The sequence below is a fragment of the Actinomyces radicidentis genome (assembly GCF_001553565.1).
Lineage (GTDB): Bacteria > Actinomycetota > Actinomycetes > Actinomycetales > Actinomycetaceae > Actinomyces > Actinomyces radicidentis.
Genome location: NZ_CP014228.1, coordinates 2,362,150 through 2,377,649, shown reverse-complemented (window position 1 = coordinate 2,377,649; position 15,500 = coordinate 2,362,150). Strand labels below are relative to the sequence as shown.

Annotated in this window: 14 protein-coding genes and 2 tRNA genes; all 16 read right to left on the bottom strand. The window is 73.1% G+C overall.

The annotated features are described in order from the left end of the window. Positions 1-15: 15 nt before the first annotated feature. The gene (locus tag AXF14_RS10155; RefSeq protein WP_067942970.1) at positions 16-672 is read right to left on the bottom strand and encodes an NUDIX hydrolase; all 657 of its coding nucleotides are present in this window, start codon (positions 670-672) and stop codon (positions 16-18) included. After that, positions 669-1,280 carry a pyridoxal 5'-phosphate synthase glutaminase subunit PdxT gene (pdxT, locus tag AXF14_RS10150; RefSeq protein WP_067944323.1) on the bottom strand — a complete coding sequence of 204 codons (612 nt, stop codon included), beginning with the start codon at positions 1,278-1,280 and terminating at the stop codon, positions 669-671. Before pdxT ends, AXF14_RS10155 begins: the two co-directional genes overlap by 4 nt. A 92-nt stretch (positions 1,281-1,372) precedes the next feature. Further along, entirely contained in the window at positions 1,373-2,281 is a 909-nt protein-coding gene (gene pdxS / locus AXF14_RS10145; RefSeq protein WP_067942969.1) for a pyridoxal 5'-phosphate synthase lyase subunit PdxS, read from the bottom strand. Between the two features lie 117 nt (positions 2,282-2,398). Then, the gene (locus tag AXF14_RS10140; RefSeq protein WP_084355507.1) at positions 2,399-3,616 is read right to left on the bottom strand and encodes a PrsW family intramembrane metalloprotease; all 1,218 of its coding nucleotides are present in this window, start codon (positions 3,614-3,616) and stop codon (positions 2,399-2,401) included. Continuing rightward, on the bottom strand, positions 3,613-4,353 hold the full coding sequence (locus tag AXF14_RS10135; protein WP_236755528.1) for a hypothetical protein: 741 nt from the start codon (positions 4,351-4,353) through the stop codon (positions 3,613-3,615). The genes AXF14_RS10140 and AXF14_RS10135 overlap by 4 nt, the downstream gene beginning before the upstream one ends. Then, positions 4,350-5,537 carry a glycosyltransferase family 4 protein gene (locus AXF14_RS10130; RefSeq protein WP_067942966.1) on the bottom strand — a complete coding sequence of 396 codons (1,188 nt, stop codon included), beginning with the start codon at positions 5,535-5,537 and terminating at the stop codon, positions 4,350-4,352. Before AXF14_RS10130 ends, AXF14_RS10135 begins: the two co-directional genes overlap by 4 nt. Next, positions 5,534-6,559, bottom strand: coding sequence for a phosphatidylinositol mannoside acyltransferase (locus AXF14_RS10125; protein ID WP_067942965.1), 1,026 nt, complete (start codon positions 6,557-6,559; stop codon positions 5,534-5,536). The genes AXF14_RS10130 and AXF14_RS10125 overlap by 4 nt, the downstream gene beginning before the upstream one ends. Continuing rightward, positions 6,556-7,206: a phosphatidylinositol phosphate synthase gene (gene pgsA, locus AXF14_RS10120; protein ID WP_067942962.1), complete on the bottom strand. Its 651-nt coding sequence runs from the start codon at positions 7,204-7,206 to the stop codon at positions 6,556-6,558. Before pgsA ends, AXF14_RS10125 begins: the two co-directional genes overlap by 4 nt. A 127-nt stretch (positions 7,207-7,333) precedes the next feature. Then, positions 7,334-7,924, bottom strand: a complete 591-nt coding sequence (locus tag AXF14_RS10115) for an HIT family protein (protein ID WP_211260174.1) — start codon at positions 7,922-7,924, stop codon at positions 7,334-7,336. A gap of 70 nt (positions 7,925-7,994) precedes the next feature. Beyond that, a complete protein-coding gene (gene thrS / locus AXF14_RS10110; RefSeq protein ID WP_067942959.1) occupies positions 7,995-10,040 on the bottom strand; it encodes a threonine--tRNA ligase in 2,046 nt (681 codons plus the stop codon). Positions 10,041-10,203: 163 nt separating this feature from the next. Then, on the bottom strand, positions 10,204-11,328 hold the full coding sequence (locus tag AXF14_RS10105) for a lipid II:glycine glycyltransferase FemX (RefSeq protein ID WP_236755526.1): 1,125 nt from the start codon (positions 11,326-11,328) through the stop codon (positions 10,204-10,206). A 176-nt stretch (positions 11,329-11,504) separates the two neighbouring features. After that, on the bottom strand, positions 11,505-12,530 hold the full coding sequence (locus AXF14_RS10100; RefSeq protein WP_067942958.1) for a lipid II:glycine glycyltransferase FemX: 1,026 nt from the start codon (positions 12,528-12,530) through the stop codon (positions 11,505-11,507). 85 nt (positions 12,531-12,615) lie between these two features. Further along, the gene (locus tag AXF14_RS10095; protein ID WP_067942956.1) at positions 12,616-13,854 is read right to left on the bottom strand and encodes a carboxylate--amine ligase; all 1,239 of its coding nucleotides are present in this window, start codon (positions 13,852-13,854) and stop codon (positions 12,616-12,618) included. Positions 13,855-13,997: 143 nt separating this feature from the next. Continuing rightward, entirely contained in the window at positions 13,998-15,182 is a 1,185-nt protein-coding gene (locus AXF14_RS10090) for a lipid II:glycine glycyltransferase FemX (RefSeq protein ID WP_067942955.1), read from the bottom strand. Between the two features lie 103 nt (positions 15,183-15,285). Continuing rightward, a tRNA-Val gene (locus tag AXF14_RS10085) sits at positions 15,286-15,360 on the bottom strand. Between the two features lies 1 nt (position 15,361). Further along, a tRNA-Gly gene (locus AXF14_RS10080) sits at positions 15,362-15,434 on the bottom strand. Between the last annotated feature and the right edge of the window lie 66 nt (positions 15,435-15,500).

The following is a 15,500-nucleotide window of genomic DNA, read 5'->3' as shown; positions in this document are numbered from 1 at the left end:
TCACGGGGCGCGGGCTCAGTCCTCCTCGAGGATCTCCCGGACGACGCCGTCCCACCCGCCGAGGAGCTCGCGGGCCAGGACGGGGAGCGCCTGCGGGTAGACGGCCGTGCCCTCGGCGACGGCGGCGTCGAGCGCGCCCAGCGGCCACCAGCGCAGGGAGTCGAGGACCTCCTGCTCGAGGTCCGTCCACCCGGAGCGGTCCATCTCGCCGTCGGCGCCCTCGCTGGCAGCCGTACGACCGGCGTCGAGGACCGCCAGGAACATCTCCTCGTCCTGCCTGGCGGTGACGAGGTTGAAGACGAAGCGGCTCGACCGCCTCACGACGGGGCCGGCGAGCTCGTCGGGCTCCAGGACGACGCCGGTCTCCTCGCGCATCTCCCGGACCGCGGCGTCGAGCGACGACTCCCCCGGCAGGATCCCGCCGCCCGGGGTGAAGGCCCACCAGTGGTCGGCGTCGCCGAAGTCGTGGCCGGTGACGAGCAGGATCGCCGGCTCGGGATCGTGGCGCAGGGCGATGACGCGGGCGGCGCGGCGGGCCGGCAGCCCCTCGGCATTGAGGCTCCACTCGACGGGGTCGAGGAGCTCGCGCCAGTTCTCCGGGACGCGCTCGGGGTCGCGCCCGTCCGGGGTCGTGGCGACTCGGTGATCGAGGCCGCCGGGGCCCTCGCTCACCGCGCCTCCCTGACCATGGAGAGGAACAGCGAGTGCACGCGGTGGTCGTCCGCGACCTCGGGGTGGAAGGAGGTCGCCAGGACCGACCCCTGACGCACGGCGACGGGCCGTCCGTCGGTCAGGCCCCCCGCGCGGCCTGCGCGGGTGCGCGCCAGGACCTCGACGCCGTCGCCGACCTCCTCGATCCACGGGGCGCGGATGAAGACGGCGTGGAGCGGTGCGGAGGCGTCCGCACCGAGGGCGGGGACGAGGAGGTCCTCCTCGTAGGAGTCGACCTGTCGGCCGAAGGCGTTGCGCCGCACGGTGACGTCGAGGCCGCCGAGACCCTCCTGACCGGGCGCCGGGTTCTCGATGCGCTCGGCGAGCAGGATCATCCCGGCGCAGGACCCGTAGACCGGCAGGCCGTCGGCGACGAGGCCCCTCAGGGGCTCGAGCATCCCGAAGGAGCGCAGCAGCTTCCCCATGACCGTGGACTCGCCGCCCGGCACGACGAGCCCGTCGAGGGCGGCGAGGTCGCGCGCGGAGCGCACCGCGACGGGGCGCGCGCCGACGGCCGCGAGGCTGCGGGAGTGCTCGCGTACGTCGCCCTGGAGGGCGAGGACGCCCACGAGGGGTCCCGCGCCGTCGGCGGTAACGGGGAAGAGCGAGCGGGGGTGCCGCTGGACGCCGACGCGCCCGGTGCCGGTCTCTCGGGAGCCGGTCACCAGCCGCGCTCCGCCAGGCGGTGCGAGACGGGGAGGTCGTCGACGTTGATGCCGACCATCGCCTCGCCGAGGCCGCGCGAGACCTCAGCGATGACGGCCGGGTCGTCGAACTGCGCGGTCGCGCGGACGATCGCGGCGGCCCTCTTTGCCGGGTCCCCGGACTTGAAGATCCCGGAGCCGACGAAGACGCCCTCGGCGCCCATCTGCATCATCATGGCGGCGTCGGCGGGCGTGGCGATGCCGCCAGCGGTGAAGAGCACGACGGGGAGGGCGCCGGTGCGGGCGACCTCCTCGACGAGGGCGTAGGGCGCGCCCAGCTCCTTGGCCGCGAGGTAGAGCTCGTCGGCGGGCAGCGAGCCCAGGCGACGGATCTCGTCGCGGATGGTGCGCATGTGGGTGACGGCGTTGGAGACGTCGCCGGTGCCCGCCTCGCCCTTGGAGCGGATCATGGCGGCGCCCTCGGTGATCCGGCGCAGCGCCTCGCCGAGGTTGGTCGCGCCGCAGACGAAGGGCACGGTGAAGGCGTGCTTGTCGATGTGGTGCGAGTAGTCGGCCGGGGTGAGGACCTCCGACTCGTCGATGTAGTCGACCCCGAGGGACTGGAGGACCTGCGCCTCGACGAAGTGGCCGATGCGGGCCTTGGCCATGACGGGGATCGAGACCGCGTCGATGATGCCCTCGATGAGGTCGGGGTCGCTCATGCGGGCCACGCCGCCCTGCGCGCGGATGTCGGCGGGCACGCGCTCGAGCGCCATGACGGCGACGGCGCCCGCGTCCTCGGCGATCCTCGCCTGCTCGGGAGTGACGACGTCCATGATGACGCCGCCCTTGAGCATGTCCGCCATGCCGCGTTTGACGGTCGTGGTGCCCGTGGTCGTGCCGGTCGTGGTGGTCTGCTCGGTCATGCTCATCCTCCGCCGGGTCCCGCCGCGGGTGTCCCCCGCCGTTGTACGGCGACCCGTCCCGATCGACTCTACGCCAGTGGTCCCGGCACGCCCGCGGCCGGGTCGGCCAGCGGGACCTCAGCGCCCGAGGAAGGTGCGCCGGGAGGTCGCGATGGTGCTGAGCAGCTCGTTCTCGGTGCTCGCGTAGTCGGCCTCGGCGTGTCCGTCGAGGCCCTGCTGGCGCAGCTGGGCCAGGGCCGCCGTCGCGGTCTGGAACTCCTTCATCGCGCCGGCGGCGACGGGGCCGCGCCCCCTGGCCCAGCGGCGGGCGGCCGAGCGTCCGGAGCCGGTGGTGAGCATGGTGATCTCGGCGGGGTCGAACCAGCCGGCCCGGGCGTAGTCCATGAGCCGCTGGCGCATCGTCATCCGCTCGCTCCAACGCAGCCAGATGACGAGCGCGACGCAGGCGAGGAAGAAGGGGACCTCGACGAGGAGGTAGAGCCCGGGGGCAACCGAGATGACGCCGTTCCAGAAGGCGTGGAGGATCATCGCGGCGACGAGCCCGATGGGGGTCATCCACAGCCAGGCGAGCCGGGAGCGCATGCGCGAGCTCGCCCCGATGGCCAGGCCTGTGCACGCGGTGAAGGTGACGTGCGCGAAGGGCGAGAACACGGCCCTCATGAGGAAGGTCTGCATGAGGGAGTCGGAGTACTGAACGAAGTAGAGGACGTTCTCGGCGAAGGCGAAGCCGCCGGCGACGACGGCGGCGTAGACGATGCCGTCGACGGGCCCGTTGAAGGTGCGCCGCCAGATGAGGTAGATGATGAGGACGCCGAGGCCCTTGGTGGACTCCTCGATGAAGGGCGCGGAGACGACCGCGGAGACAAGCTCGCCGCCCGAGGGGTCGCCGGTCGAGGAGGCGACGAGCACGGAGGCCGTCGTGTTGACGACGAGCGAGATGAGGGTCGCGACGCCGGCGCCCCACAGGAAGGCGGCCAGGAGCACGCCGAAGGGCTCGGGCTCCCAGCGGTCGATCCAGAAGACGGCCGCGAGCACGATGACGAGCGGGATGACCGCGAGGGCGATCGGCAGGAGCACGTGGCTCGAGCCGCCCGCGTTCATGGCTGTGAGGCCGAGCATGATGAGCAGGCCGAGGCCGCCGACGACGGCGATGACGTACTTGGCGACGTCTCCGCGACGGCGGTGGCGGGTCAGCGGGGCGGCCCAGCCGGGTGCCGGGGAGGCCGCGGGTGCGCCCGTCGACGGGGCTCCGGCCGGGGCGAGGCCTCCGCGCTGGTACCCGGGCCTGGGGGCCCACCCTCCTGTGCCCGTCGAGGGGCCGCTGGGGTTGCTCATGCGTCGTCGTCCTTCCCGGTCACGGGGGCGGTGGCGTCGTCGTCAATGTCGAAGGTCGCGGGCAGCGGCGCGCTGCCGGCGAGGTGGAGGAGCCGCACGCCCGGGCGGGCCCGGAGGCGCCGCGCCTCGGCGACGTGGATGTTGTGGAAGCGGCGCGCCAGGCCGAGCCGGTAGGAGGCGCGGTCGAGGCGGGCGAGGCAGTCGGCGCCGACGGGGCCCTCGGCCAGCTCGGCGCGGGCGCCCTCGTGGGCGACGGCGCGGATGACGCGGGTGAGGTCGGACTCGATGAGGGCGCGGGGCCGGGCGGGGTGCGCTCCCCCGCGCTCGTCTGGGTCGAGGCAGTCGTCGACGACGGGGCCCTCGGCCTCGAGGGCGTCGTGCGCCGCCCGGGACAGGAGCAGGGCGCTGGCGGGATCGAGGGCTCCGGAGGCCGCGAGCTCGGCGGCGGCCTGGGCGCGGTGGGTGAGCTCGGCCTCGAGGGTGGCGCGCGCTCCGAGGACCTGGCGGTGCAGGCGGTCGACGCGCACGGCGCGGGCGTAGAGGATCCAGCCGAGGGCGACGACGAGGACGACGACGAGCGCGACGATAGTGGTCCAGGCCCAGGGCCCGGTGAAGGGTCCGGATCGCAGCTCGTCCTGCGCCGCCACGACCGCGGGCAGCGCCCGGGCGGGCGCGAGGTCCGTCACGGTGGGGGCGGCGAGGGCGGTCAGGGAGGCCGCTGCGGTCGCGGTGGTCATGAGCCCTCCTCGCGGACGCTGCGCAGCCGCCCCATCATCGTGAGGCCGCCGGGGGCCACGTTGACGCGGGTGTGCGCGATGGACAGGGCCATGTCGTAGACGTCGAGGACCCGGTCGGTGACGGTCGACCAGTCGTACTGGCCGACGACGGCGGTGGCCGCGGCGCGGCGGGTCTCCGCTGCCTCGTGGTCGGTGAGGGTCTCGATGATCGCCCGGGCGAGGTCGGCGCCGTCCTCGTTGTGGAAGAGGGCTCCGTAGCGGCCGCCGCCGAGGACGTCGGAGAAGGCGGTGAGGTCGCTGGCGACGACGTGGGTGCCGGCGGCCATGGCCTCAACGAGGACGATGCCGAAGGACTCGCCGCCGGTCTGCGGGGCGACGTAGACGCTCGAGGAGGCCAGGAGCGCCGCCTTGTCCTCGTCGGAGACGCCGCCGAGGAAGGCGACGCGGTCGCCGAAGCGGGCGAGCTCGCGGCGCTGCTCGCCGGCCTCGCCGCGGCCCGCGATGAGGAAGCGGGCGCCGGGCAGTGCCTCGAGGACGGCCGGGACGGCCTCGGCGAGGACCTGGAGGCCCTTGCGGGGCTCGTCGACGCGGCCGAGGAAGGAGATGGTGGGCGCCTCGGGGGTGCCGGCGAAGCGCGGGTCGTCGCTGCGCGCGGCCCGGAAGGGGGCGACGTTGACTCCGTTGGGGATGACGACGGCGTCGCCGCCGTGGTACTGGATGAGGGTCCGGCGCGCCTCCTCAGAGACGGCGATGCGCGCGGTGAGGCGCTCGACCCACTGGCCGGTGGCGGGCGAGAGGAGCTCGCGGGCGAGCGAGCGTTCCATCGCCGAGTGGAAGGTCCCGACGAGCGGGCAGTCCGCAGCCTGGAGGACGAGGAGGCCGACGCTCGGGGTGATCGGCTCGTGGATGTGGACGAGGTCGAAGTCGTGGGCCTCGAGCCACCGGCGGGCGCGGCGGGCGACGGCCGCACCGAAGTTGAGGCGCGCGATGGAGCCGTTGTACGGGATGGCGACGGAGTCGCCGGCGCTGGTCACCCACTCCGGGTAGCCCTCGACGCTGGAGGCGGGCGCGAGGACCTGGACGTCGTGGCCACGGCCGCGCAGCTCGGCGGCGAGCTCGAGGACGTGGACCTGGACGCCGCCGTGGGCGTCGAGGGAGTAGGGGCAGACGATGCCGATCCTCATGCGCGTCCCTCCCCTGCGGCGGTGGTGACGGCGGCTGCCGGGGCGTCCTCCTCGGCGGCCTCGCGGGCGCGGCGGCGGGCGAGGCGCTCCTGGTCGAGGTCGGCGTCGAAGACGGGCTGGAGCATGTGCCAGTCCTGGGCGTGCTCCGCGATGCGCGGGCCGAGGTCGGCCACCCATGCGCGCGTCCACGCGGCGACCTTCCCCCGTCCCGTGAGGCCCTCGGGCGCGGGGACCGGGCGGATGGTGAGGACGACGCCCCAGGGGCCTCCGGCGGCGCGTCGGCGCTCGCCGGTGAGGCGCTCGTAGGCGACCGAGGCGGTGAAGAGGGGGACGCCGAGGCGCTCGGCCAGCGCGGCCGGACCGGCGGCGACGTGCGCGGGCGCCCCACCGAGGGGAGCCTCGATGCCGGAGGAGGACAGGTCACGGTCGGCGAGGAGCGGGATGACGTAGCGGTCCTCGCGGGCGGCGGCGACGAGGCGCTCGAAGACCTTCTCCCCCTTGGCCTGGCCGATGATGCGCATGCCGAGGCCCTCGCGGAACTCGACGAACTGCTCGAAGAGGTCCTCCGGCTCGAGGCGCTCGGCGACGGTGAGGACCTGCGCGAGCCTCTCGCTCCCCCAGGCGCCGACGAGGTCCCAGTTGCCCATGTGCGGCAGGGCGATGACGATCGAGCCCTTCGCGACGGCCTCCCAGACGGCGGGGTCGACGTCGGGGCGCACGCGGGCCATGAGCTGGTCCCGGCTGAGCCCCGGCAGGGCGAAGGCCTCGTAGAAGTAGCGCATGTACGAGCGCATGCCGGCGCGCGTCGTGAAGGAGAGCGTGCGCTCGCTCGTGCCCTCCGGCAGGAGGTGGGCGAGGTTGCGGCGCAGCTGGCCGACGCCGGTGCTCGAGCGGGTGACGCGCTGGACCGCCCAGGCGGCGTCGCCGGCGAGGTGGAAGAGCCCGTAGCCGACCGGTGCGGGCAGGCGGCGGACGTTGCGCCACGCGAAGCGGTAGACGTCGTCGACGCCGGGCCGCCTCACTGCTCGCCCCGGGCGCGCTCGGCGGCCTCGCGGGCCAGGACCTGGGTGCGGACCGTGAGGACGCGCTGGATGACGGTGATGAGGGAGGCGGCGGCCACGATGGCGAGGCCCGCGGTGAGGAACCAGGTGGGCGCGCCGAGGCCGACGAGGAAGGTCGCGGCGAGGCCGACGACGAGGCGGTCGGTGCGCTCGGCGATGCCGACGGAGGCGGTGGCGCCGACGGACTCGGCGCGGGCGCGGGCGTAGGGGACGGCGGCGGCGAGGACGACGCTGCAGGCGGCCAGGGCGACGGTCCAGGTGCGCAGGCACCCGGGGACCATGTGGAGGGCCGCCCAGACGGTGAGGGAGCCGAAGACGGTTCCGTCGGCGAGCCGGTCCATCGTCGAGTCGAGGAAGGCCCCGAACTGGCTCGTGCGTCCGGTGGCGCGGGCGAGGATCCCGTCGAAGGAGTCGCCGATGAGGACGAGCACCATGAGGACCGGCCCGAGGACGAAGCGGCCCTGCGGGAGGGTGAGGACGGCGACGGCGACGGAGGCGACGGTCCCGCCGACGGTGAGCATGTTGGGGGTGATGCCGACCTTGGCCATGGCCAGGGCGGGCTTGGTGAACAGGGCCTTGGTGAGGCCGCGGCCGTGCTGTCCGAGCATCTCTTCCTCAGGATCGGGGTTCGGGGACCGGTGGACCAGGGGTGCCGGGCGGCGGACCGCCCGGCGGGGCTTCGGGGTTCCGTCGGCGCCGGGCGCCGGTTCGCCGTGCCGGGGCACGGGACCGGCGTCAGCGCTCGTCGGCCTCCAGGCCCGTGGGCGCGGAGTCCCAGGCCGCGGCCAGCACGTCGCGCTGGTCGCCGAGGAGCTGGGGCACCGGCTTGGTCCGTCCGATGATGGGCATGAAGTTGGCGTCCCCCGTCCAGCGGGGCACGACGTGCTGGTGGAGGTGGGCGGCGATGCCGGCTCCGGCGACCTCTCCCTGGTTCATGCCCAGGTTGAAGCCGTGCGGGTGGCAGACGGCGCGGACGACCTCCATGGCGCGGGCGGTGAGCCGCCCGATCTCGACCCGCTCGCCCTCGCTCGCCTCGGTCCAGTCGGACACGTGGCGGTAGGGGCACACGAGCAGGTGGCCCGTGTTGTACGGGTAGAGGTTCATGAGCACGTAGGCGTGCTCGCCGCGGTGGACGATGAGTGCGTCCTCGTCCTCGCGGTCGGGAGCCGCGCAGAAGGGGCACTGCGAGGACGAGGAGTCCTTGGGCTTGTCCTGCCCGCCGACGTAGACCATGCGGTGCGGCGTCCACAGGCGTTCGAAGGGGTCGGGCGCGTCGGCGTGCTGGAAGGGGGCCTCGACCGTGACGGGGCCGTCGGGCCCGTCCAGGACGGCGCCCTGGACGTGCTCGAGGTCGCGGGGCCGGGCGCCGGTGGCGCTGCCCGTGCTGTCAGACCTGTCAGTCACGGACCGGCTTCTCCCCCGCCGGGTCGTTGACGCGCTCGGCGATGACGCGGGTGATGTGCTCGATCGCCTCGTCGACGGGCACCTGGTTGACCTGGGAGCCGTCGCGGAAGCGGAAGGAGACGGCCCCCGCGTCGACGTCGTCGCCGCCGGCGATGAGGGTGAAGGGCACCTTCTCCTTGGAGGCGTTGCGGATCTTCTTGCCGAAGCGGTCGTCGGAGAGGTCGGTCTCGACGCGGACGCCGCGCGCGCGAAGCCTCTCGGCCACCTGCGTGACGTACTCGTCGAAGGCCTCGGCGACCGGGACGAGGCGCACCTGGACGGGGGCGAGCCAGGCCGGGAAGGCTCCGGCGTAGTGCTCGGTGAGGACGCCGATGAAGCGCTCGACGCTCCCGAGTTTGGCGGAGTGCAGCATGATCGGGCGCTGGTGGGTGCCGTCGGCCGCGGTGTACTCGAGGTCGAAGCGCTCGGGCTGGTTGAAGTCGTACTGGATGGTCGACATCTGCCAGGTGCGGCCGATGGCGTCGCGGGCCTGGACGGAGACCTTGGGGCCGTAGAAGGCGGCGCCGCCCGGGTCGGGGACGAGGTCGAGGCCGGTGGAGGTGCAGACCTCCTCCAGGGTGCGGGTGGCGACCTCCCAGTCCTCGTCGGAGCCGATGAACTTGTCCTTGTGGGCGCCGTCGGTGTCGCGGGTGGACAGCTCGAGGTAGAAGTCGTTGAGACCGAAGGCCTGGAGGATCGAGATGAAGAACTCGATCTGCTTGCGGATCTCCTCGGGGGCCTGCTCGCGGGTGCAGTAGGTGTGGGAGTCGTCCTGGGTGAAGCCGCGCATGCGGGTCAGGCCGTGGACGACGCCGGACTTCTCGTAGCGGTAGTCGTGGCCCATCTCGAAGAAGCGCAGGGGCAGCTCGCGGTAGGAGCGGCCGCGGGCGCGGAAGATGAGGTTGTGCATGGGGCAGTTCATGGCCTTGAGGTAGTACTCCTGGCCGGCCCTGGTGACGTTGCCCTCGGCGTCGGTCTCCTCGTCCACGTTCATGGGCGGGAACATCGTGTCCGCGTAGTAGGGCAGGTGGCCCGAGGTGTGGAAGAGGTTGCCCTTGGAGATCTCCGGCGTGTGGACGAAGTCGAAGCCGGCCTCCTCGTGGCGCTTGATGACGTACTGCTCGATCTCGTGGCGCAGGATGCCGCCCTTGGGGTGGAAGACGACGAGGCCGGGGCCGATCTCCTCCGGGAAGGAGAAGAGGTCGAGCTCGGCGCCGAGCTTGCGGTGGTCGCGGCGGGCGGCCTCGGCCATGCGGTTCTGGTAGGCCTTGAGGTCGTCCTTGGAGGCCCAGGCGGTGCCGTAGATGCGCTGGAGCGAGTCGCCCGACTGGTCGCCCTTCCAGTACGCGGAGGAGGACTTGGTGAGGGCGAAGCCGTTGCCGATGAGCCTGGTGGAGGGCAGGTGGGGGCCGCGGCACAGGTCCTTCCAGGCGACCTCGCCGTTGCGTCGGACGTTGTCGTAGATGGTGAGGCCGGACTCGCCGACCTCGACGGAGGCGGAGGTCTCGGCGCCCTTGCCCTTGGTGGTGATGAGCTCGAGCTTGTAGGGCTGGTCGGCGAGCTCGGTCTGTCCCTCCTCCTCGGAGATGTCGCGGCGGACGAAGGACTGCCCCTCCTTGACGATGCGCTTCATGCGCTTCTCGATGTCCTTGAGGAGCTCGGGCGTGACGGCGTCGATGTTGCCGAAGTCGTAGTAGAAGCCGTCGGTGATGAAGGGGCCGATGCCGAGGTTGACGTCGGGGAAGATCTCCTGGACGGCCTGGGCCATGACGTGGGTGGCGCTGTGGCGCAGGATGTTGAGGCCGTCCTCGCTGGCCAGCGTGATGGGCTCGACGACGGCGCCGGCGGGCACCTCGCGGGCGAGGTCCCAGGGCTCGCCGTCGACCTTCATGGCGACGACGTCCCGGTCCGCCTCGAAGAGCGCGGTGCCGGTGGTGCCCTCCTCGATGCTGCGCGGGGCGCCGTCGAGGGTGATGTCGGTGCTGGGCTGAGATGGCACGGGATTCTCCTGCGTGGTGGGGGTGGGGCGCTGCACTGGTGCACCCGCTTCTTCGCGCGCCACTCTACCGCCGGGCCCCGGGGCCGCCCGGGTGCGGTCTCGGAGGCGCCGGGCACACCCCGGTGGTCCGCTCCACCGCCCGCGGCGCCGTCACCCGCGGCGCTCAGCCGCGGAGGCGTCGCCCGACGGCTCCCGCGGCGCCGCGGAGGGCCCCCGTGGCCGCGGAGGCCCCGGCACGGGCGCGCGGCGCGACCTCCTGCCGCAGGGCGGCCCGGGTCCGCTTCGCGGCGACCATGCCCGTGTAGAGGGCGGGGCGCACCGGGAGGTCCCAGGCGCCGTCGACCTCCGTGGCGTGCTTGGCGAAGCGCTTCTTGTAGCGGCCGACGCTGTAGAGGTAGGGGACCCGGGAGGACTCGGCGCCCATGAGGTCGAGTCCGACCTTGCCCTCCTCGGCCAGGGCGCAGGCGACGAACCAGTCGAGGGCCTCGGCGGCGCGGAAGCCGCGCGACTCGTTCGAGGAGGCGCCGTAGTAGGCGACGGCGTGGCGACCGACGACGGTGACGAGGTCCCAGGCGTGGGGCGCGCCGTCCTTGCGCAGCACGAAGAGCCGGGCGTGCTCGGGGCCGAGCTCGGTGAGGAGGCGCCAGTAGACCTCGCTCGGGTGGGGGCGGAAGCCGTCGCGGCGGGCGGTCTCGACCATGACCTCGTAGACCTCGTCGAAGGCGGCGCGGTCGAGACCGGTCTCCTCGGCGATCGTGCAGCCGGCCTCGCGGGCGACGCGCTCGGCCCGGCGGACGCCGCGGCGTCCGTCCTTGGGCATGGCGTCGCTGATGGCCTCGGGGCTGCCGGGCGTGAGGTCGATGACGATGGTGCGGTCGTAGGTGATCGTCGAGAGGAGCTCGTGGAGGCCGGGCGCCTGGAAGCGGGCGTGGAGCCGGATGAAGGCGGTGCGGGGCTCGCGGCGTCGGACCTCTGCGACGAGCAGCTCGCGCAGCTCGGCCTCGCGCTCGGGGGTCTGCTCCTTGAGCCAGACGGGCCCGTGCTTGGCCCACAGGAAGGGCTGCCCGTGCACCTCGTAGCGGTACAGGGCGACCGCGGCGGTCGGCTTGCCGTCGGCGACGTAGACGTAGCGGCCGAAGAGCGAGCGCCCCATCGAGCCCTCGAAGCGCTCCCAGGCCTCGGTCTGCTCGACGGGCGCCGGCGTGTTGCCCACGGCGATGCGCATCTCCTTGGCGCTCGCTCGGGTGAGGACTCCGGACGTCTCGGTCGGGGCGGTCGGCACGGGCACGCTGTCTCCTCGGATCTCGGGGTCGCGGGGCGCCCGACGGGCGCCGCTGCGCTGCTACCGGAGCCTATGGACGCCGATGCGCCTCCGTATCATTCCTAAGGATGATTCTCGTCCGGTCTCCGTCGCCGCAGCGGCGGAGGCCCTCGCTCCAGGGGCGCAGGAGCGGGCGCGTGTCGTCAGCGCCCGAGGCGGTGCGCCAGAGCGTTGAGGAGGCGGTACCGGCGCGGCTTGAGGACGATCTCGACAGGCGCCGCGACCCTCGTGATCTCCTGCGTCCACTTCGTCTTGAAGTTGTTGAGCGTGTTGAGCTCGGGAGCGAAGTCCGAGCCGATGGCGACGAGGTCGACTGCCTTGACGCCGTCGGCCTGGAGGGCGAGGAGCCCGGTGTAGAGGGTGAGGTCGGGGGCGTAGTTGCGGCGGGCGTCCTCGCTCGAGGCCGCGACCTCGTAGGTGGCGAAGTCGCCGCGGACGATGAACAGGCCCCAGTTGACGGGGCGGCCCTCCTCGCGGCCGACGAGGAGCCGCGCCATGCCGCGGTCGCGGAAGTAGGTGAAGAAGGTCCAGTAGTAGTCGGCGTCGTGGTCGTGGAAGCCCTGGCGGTCGGCGGTCTCGTGCATGATCGCGATGAGCTCGTCGAAGCCCTCGCGGTCGATGCCCGTCTCCTCGGCGATCGTCGCGCGGCACTCGCGCCCGGCCTTGTTGACGTCGCGGCGCCCGCGCTTCTTCATGCGTGCGCGCAGGTCCTCCTCTGTGCCCGTCGTGTCGATGACGATGGTCGAGTCGTGGCCGTAGATCTGCTGACAGGTGGGGACGATCCCCGCGACGTCCTCGTGGTGGAGGACGTGGAGGCGGATGAAGGACTGGGTCGGGTCGACCTTGGCGACCCAGCGGCGCAGCGCGTCGACGAGGGCCTGCTCCTCGCCGGCGGTGGGCCCCTCGCCCACCCACACGGGCGAGCCCTCGGCCCACAGGAAGGCCATGCGGCGGATGTGGTACTGGCGCAGGGTGAGGACGGCGCGGGGGGCGGCGGCGCCTGCGGGCCAGTACGCGACGCGCGTGCCGTTCCAGATCTCGCGCTCGGGGAGGATCTCGGCGTAGCCGTCCCAGGCGACGGCGGCGCGGTGGGGGTAGGGCTGGCCGTCGATGAGCGCGTCGTAGTCGTCGTCGGTGATCGGGCGGAAGATCGCGTGGGAGCTGGGCATGGTTCCTCGTGGGGTTCGGCCGGTCCCGGGGCGGGACGGCGCTGGCTGGGCGGCTGGGCTGGTCGGCGGGCGGAGCGACGGGCTCTCAGAGGTAGAGGCCCTCCGGGTGCGGGTAGAAGCGGCCCAGCTTGCGGAAGTAGTTGAGGCGCATGAGGCGGACGACGACGGCGCGCCGCAGGTCCTTCTCCTCGCGGTTGACGAGCGGGTCCTTCACCGGGCGCCGGCGGGTGACCCGGCGGACCTCGCCGGCCAGGGACGGGCGGCGCAGGTACCGCAGGATGAGGGCGCGCGGGATGAGGCTGTAGACGCCGGGCTCCACGGCGTCGACGCGCTCGCGGCGCTCGCCGTGGACGAGGTCGGCCACCATCGGCTCCATGGGGTTCACGCCGCCCACGTCGACGTAGTAGCAGTTGCGGCCCATGCGCGGGTTGACCTCGAAGAAGTAGTGCCTGCCGTCGCGGGGGTCGATCTTGACGTCGACGTTGGCGAAGCCGGTGTAGCCGACCCGCTCGAAGAAGCGCTCGAGCTCGGCGTGGAGCTCGGGGTAGTCGCGGATGAGCATGGCGATGGGGTTGCCGATGGCGGTCGGGTCGTGGTCCTCGACGAGGACCTGCGCGCCGGAGCGCAGGGTGACCGTTCCGTGGGAGTCCACGTAGGCGGTGAGCGAGACGCCGCAGGTGTCGTCGCCGGGGATCATCTCCTGGACGAGGAAGCGGCCGCGGAAGCCGGCCTCCCGCATGGGCCCCCAGATGGCGTCGAGCTCGGCCTGGTCGTCGAGGAAGAAGACCTTGGACTTCCCCTCGAAGGAGACCCTCGAGTAGTCGAGGGCGTCGATGGCCTTGGCGACGACAGGGAAGCGCAGCTCGACGGCGGGCGCCTCCCACTCGCCCTCGGCGGGGTCGGCGAGGTCGACGACGGCGTCGGGCGGGGTCGGGATGTCGAGCTCCCGGCAGAGCTCGTTGAAGCGGGCCTTGTCCTGGACGGTCTCCCACACCTCGAGCGACGGGAAGGGGTGGACGAAGCGGTCTCCGAGCCGCTCGGCGTTGGCGGCGGCGAAGCGGGCGAAGTTGTCGTGATTCGCCATGATGACGAGGGTCGCGCCCGGGTGGGCGTCGGCGAGCTCCTCGAGGGTGGCGATGATGGCCTCGTCGTCCTGGTGGAGCGGGACGTGGTGCACGTCGATGAAGCTCGAGCGGGCGATGGCCTCGATGGGGTCCGGACTGACGCAGACGACCCGCTCCCCCGTGGCCTCGTGCATGAGGCGGGCGAGCGCGTAGGCGCTCGTCTCGCCGGAGACGATGACGGGCAGGACGGTGGCAGGCATGTGCTCTCCCGGTTCGGTGGTCGCGGGCGCCGGTCGCGCACGGCGGGCCCGGTCGCGGGCCGGATCCAGGGTGCCACGGCGCGCCGGGCGCTCCAAGGAGCGCGCGCCGTCGTGTGACGCACCCCGACCGGGGCGGCGCCGGGTCACGCGACGCCCCGGCCTCGGCGGCGCCCGTCACGGAGGTCGACCGCGAGCGCGGGATCGACGAGGACCGGCTCGGCCCGCTCCTCCGCCTCGCGCGCCGCGCGCTCCCGCTCGGCCGCCCGCAGGACGGCGGGCATGCCGCCCTCACCGCTCACGCGCGCGGCGAGGGCGTTGAGGAGGCGGTGGCGGGCCGGCTGGAGGACGAGCTCCATGGGGGCGCCGACGCGGGTGACCCCGGTCGCCCACTTGGTCTTGAACTCGTTGAGGCCCATGAGCGCCGGGTTGTCGTCGGAGCCGATGGCGGCCAGGTCGCAGGTGCGGACGCCGGAGGCCTGCAGGTCGAGCAGGGCCCGGTACAGGGTGACGTCCGGCCCGTGCTGCCGGCGTCCCTCGTCGTCGGAGGCGGCGACCTCCCAGGTCGCGAAGTCGCCGCGGATGATCGCCAGCCCCCAGTTGACGGCGCGCCCGTCGACGCGGCCGACCCACAGGCGAGCCATGCCGCGGTCGCGGAAGTGAGTGAGGAAGCGCCAGTAGTAGTCGACGTCGTGCTCGTGGAAGCCCTGCCGCTGCGCGGTGGCGTGCATGACGCCGTAGACCTCCTCGAAGGCGGTGCGGTCGACGCCCGTCTCCTCCTCGACGACGACGCGGGTGCGCCGCAGGGAGCGGTTGACGCCGCGGCGGCCGCGGCCCTTCATCCGTGAGCGCAGCGCCTCCTCGTCGCCGTCGAGGTCGATGACGACCGTCGAGTCGTGCGCGTAGAGCTGCTGGCAGGTGGGGACGACGCCGGGAATCTCCTCGTGGTGGAGGACGGCGAGCCGGACGAGGGCCTGGGCCGGGTCGACAGAGGAGACCCAGCGGCGCAGGTCCTCGACGAGCGCGCGCTCCTCCTCCGGGGTCGGGTCGCCGCCGGGCCACAGCGGCGAGCCCTCCGCCCAGAGGACGGGCATCCGGTGGATGTGGAAGCGGCGGAGGGTGAGCAGGGCGCGCGGTCCGCCGTCGACGCACCAGGCGGTGCGGGCGCCCTGCCAGAGCTCCCGCTCCGGGAGGAGGACGGCGTAGTCGTCCCACTCGACCGAGGCGCGGTGCGGCACGAGGGTCCCCGCGCAGAGCCGCGCGTACTCCTCGTCGCTGACGGCTCGGAAGGTCCCGGTGAGCGTCCTACGGGTGCGGTGGAGCAGCGCCATGGCGCCTGTCCTCTCATGAGCGGGTGTCCGGTTGTCATGGGAGGACCTGGTGGCCGGGGAAGAACGAGACCCGGCTCCCTGCTGGGAACCGGGTCTCGGTGGGTGGTGGGCGATACTGGGATCGAACCAGTGACCTCTTCCGTGTCAGGGAAGCGCGCTCCCGCTGCGCCAATCGCCCGAGCGGATGACGGGACTCGAACCCGCGACCCTCACCTTGGCAAGGTGATGCTCTACCAACTGAGCCACATCCGCGTGCCGCAACCGCTGAGCGGTGCGGGCAGAAAGTTAGCAGAGGCTCGCGCCGGCCGCCAAATCAGA

Bases quoted from the DNA above. Each gene is read 5' to 3' on its own strand.
- AXF14_RS10140 (WP_084355507.1), bottom strand. From the start codon at position 3,616: ATGAGCAACCCCAGCGGCCCCTCGACGGGCACAGGAGGGTGGGCCCCC.
- AXF14_RS10095 (WP_067942956.1), bottom strand. From the start codon at position 13,854: ATGCCTGCCACCGTCCTGCCCGTCATCGTCTCCGGCGAGACGAGCGCC.
- AXF14_RS10130 (WP_067942966.1), bottom strand. From the start codon at position 5,537: ATGAGGATCGGCATCGTCTGCCCCTACTCCCTCGACGCCCACGGCGGC.
- pdxS (WP_067942969.1), bottom strand. From the start codon at position 2,281: ATGACCGAGCAGACCACCACGACCGGCACGACCACGGGCACCACGACC.
- AXF14_RS10100 (WP_067942958.1), bottom strand. From the start codon at position 12,530: ATGCCCAGCTCCCACGCGATCTTCCGCCCGATCACCGACGACGACTAC.
- AXF14_RS10090 (WP_067942955.1), bottom strand. From the start codon at position 15,182: ATGGCGCTGCTCCACCGCACCCGTAGGACGCTCACCGGGACCTTCCGA.
- AXF14_RS10135 (WP_236755528.1), bottom strand. From the start codon at position 4,353: ATGACCACCGCGACCGCAGCGGCCTCCCTGACCGCCCTCGCCGCCCCC.
- pgsA (WP_067942962.1), bottom strand. From the start codon at position 7,206: ATGCTCGGACAGCACGGCCGCGGCCTCACCAAGGCCCTGTTCACCAAG.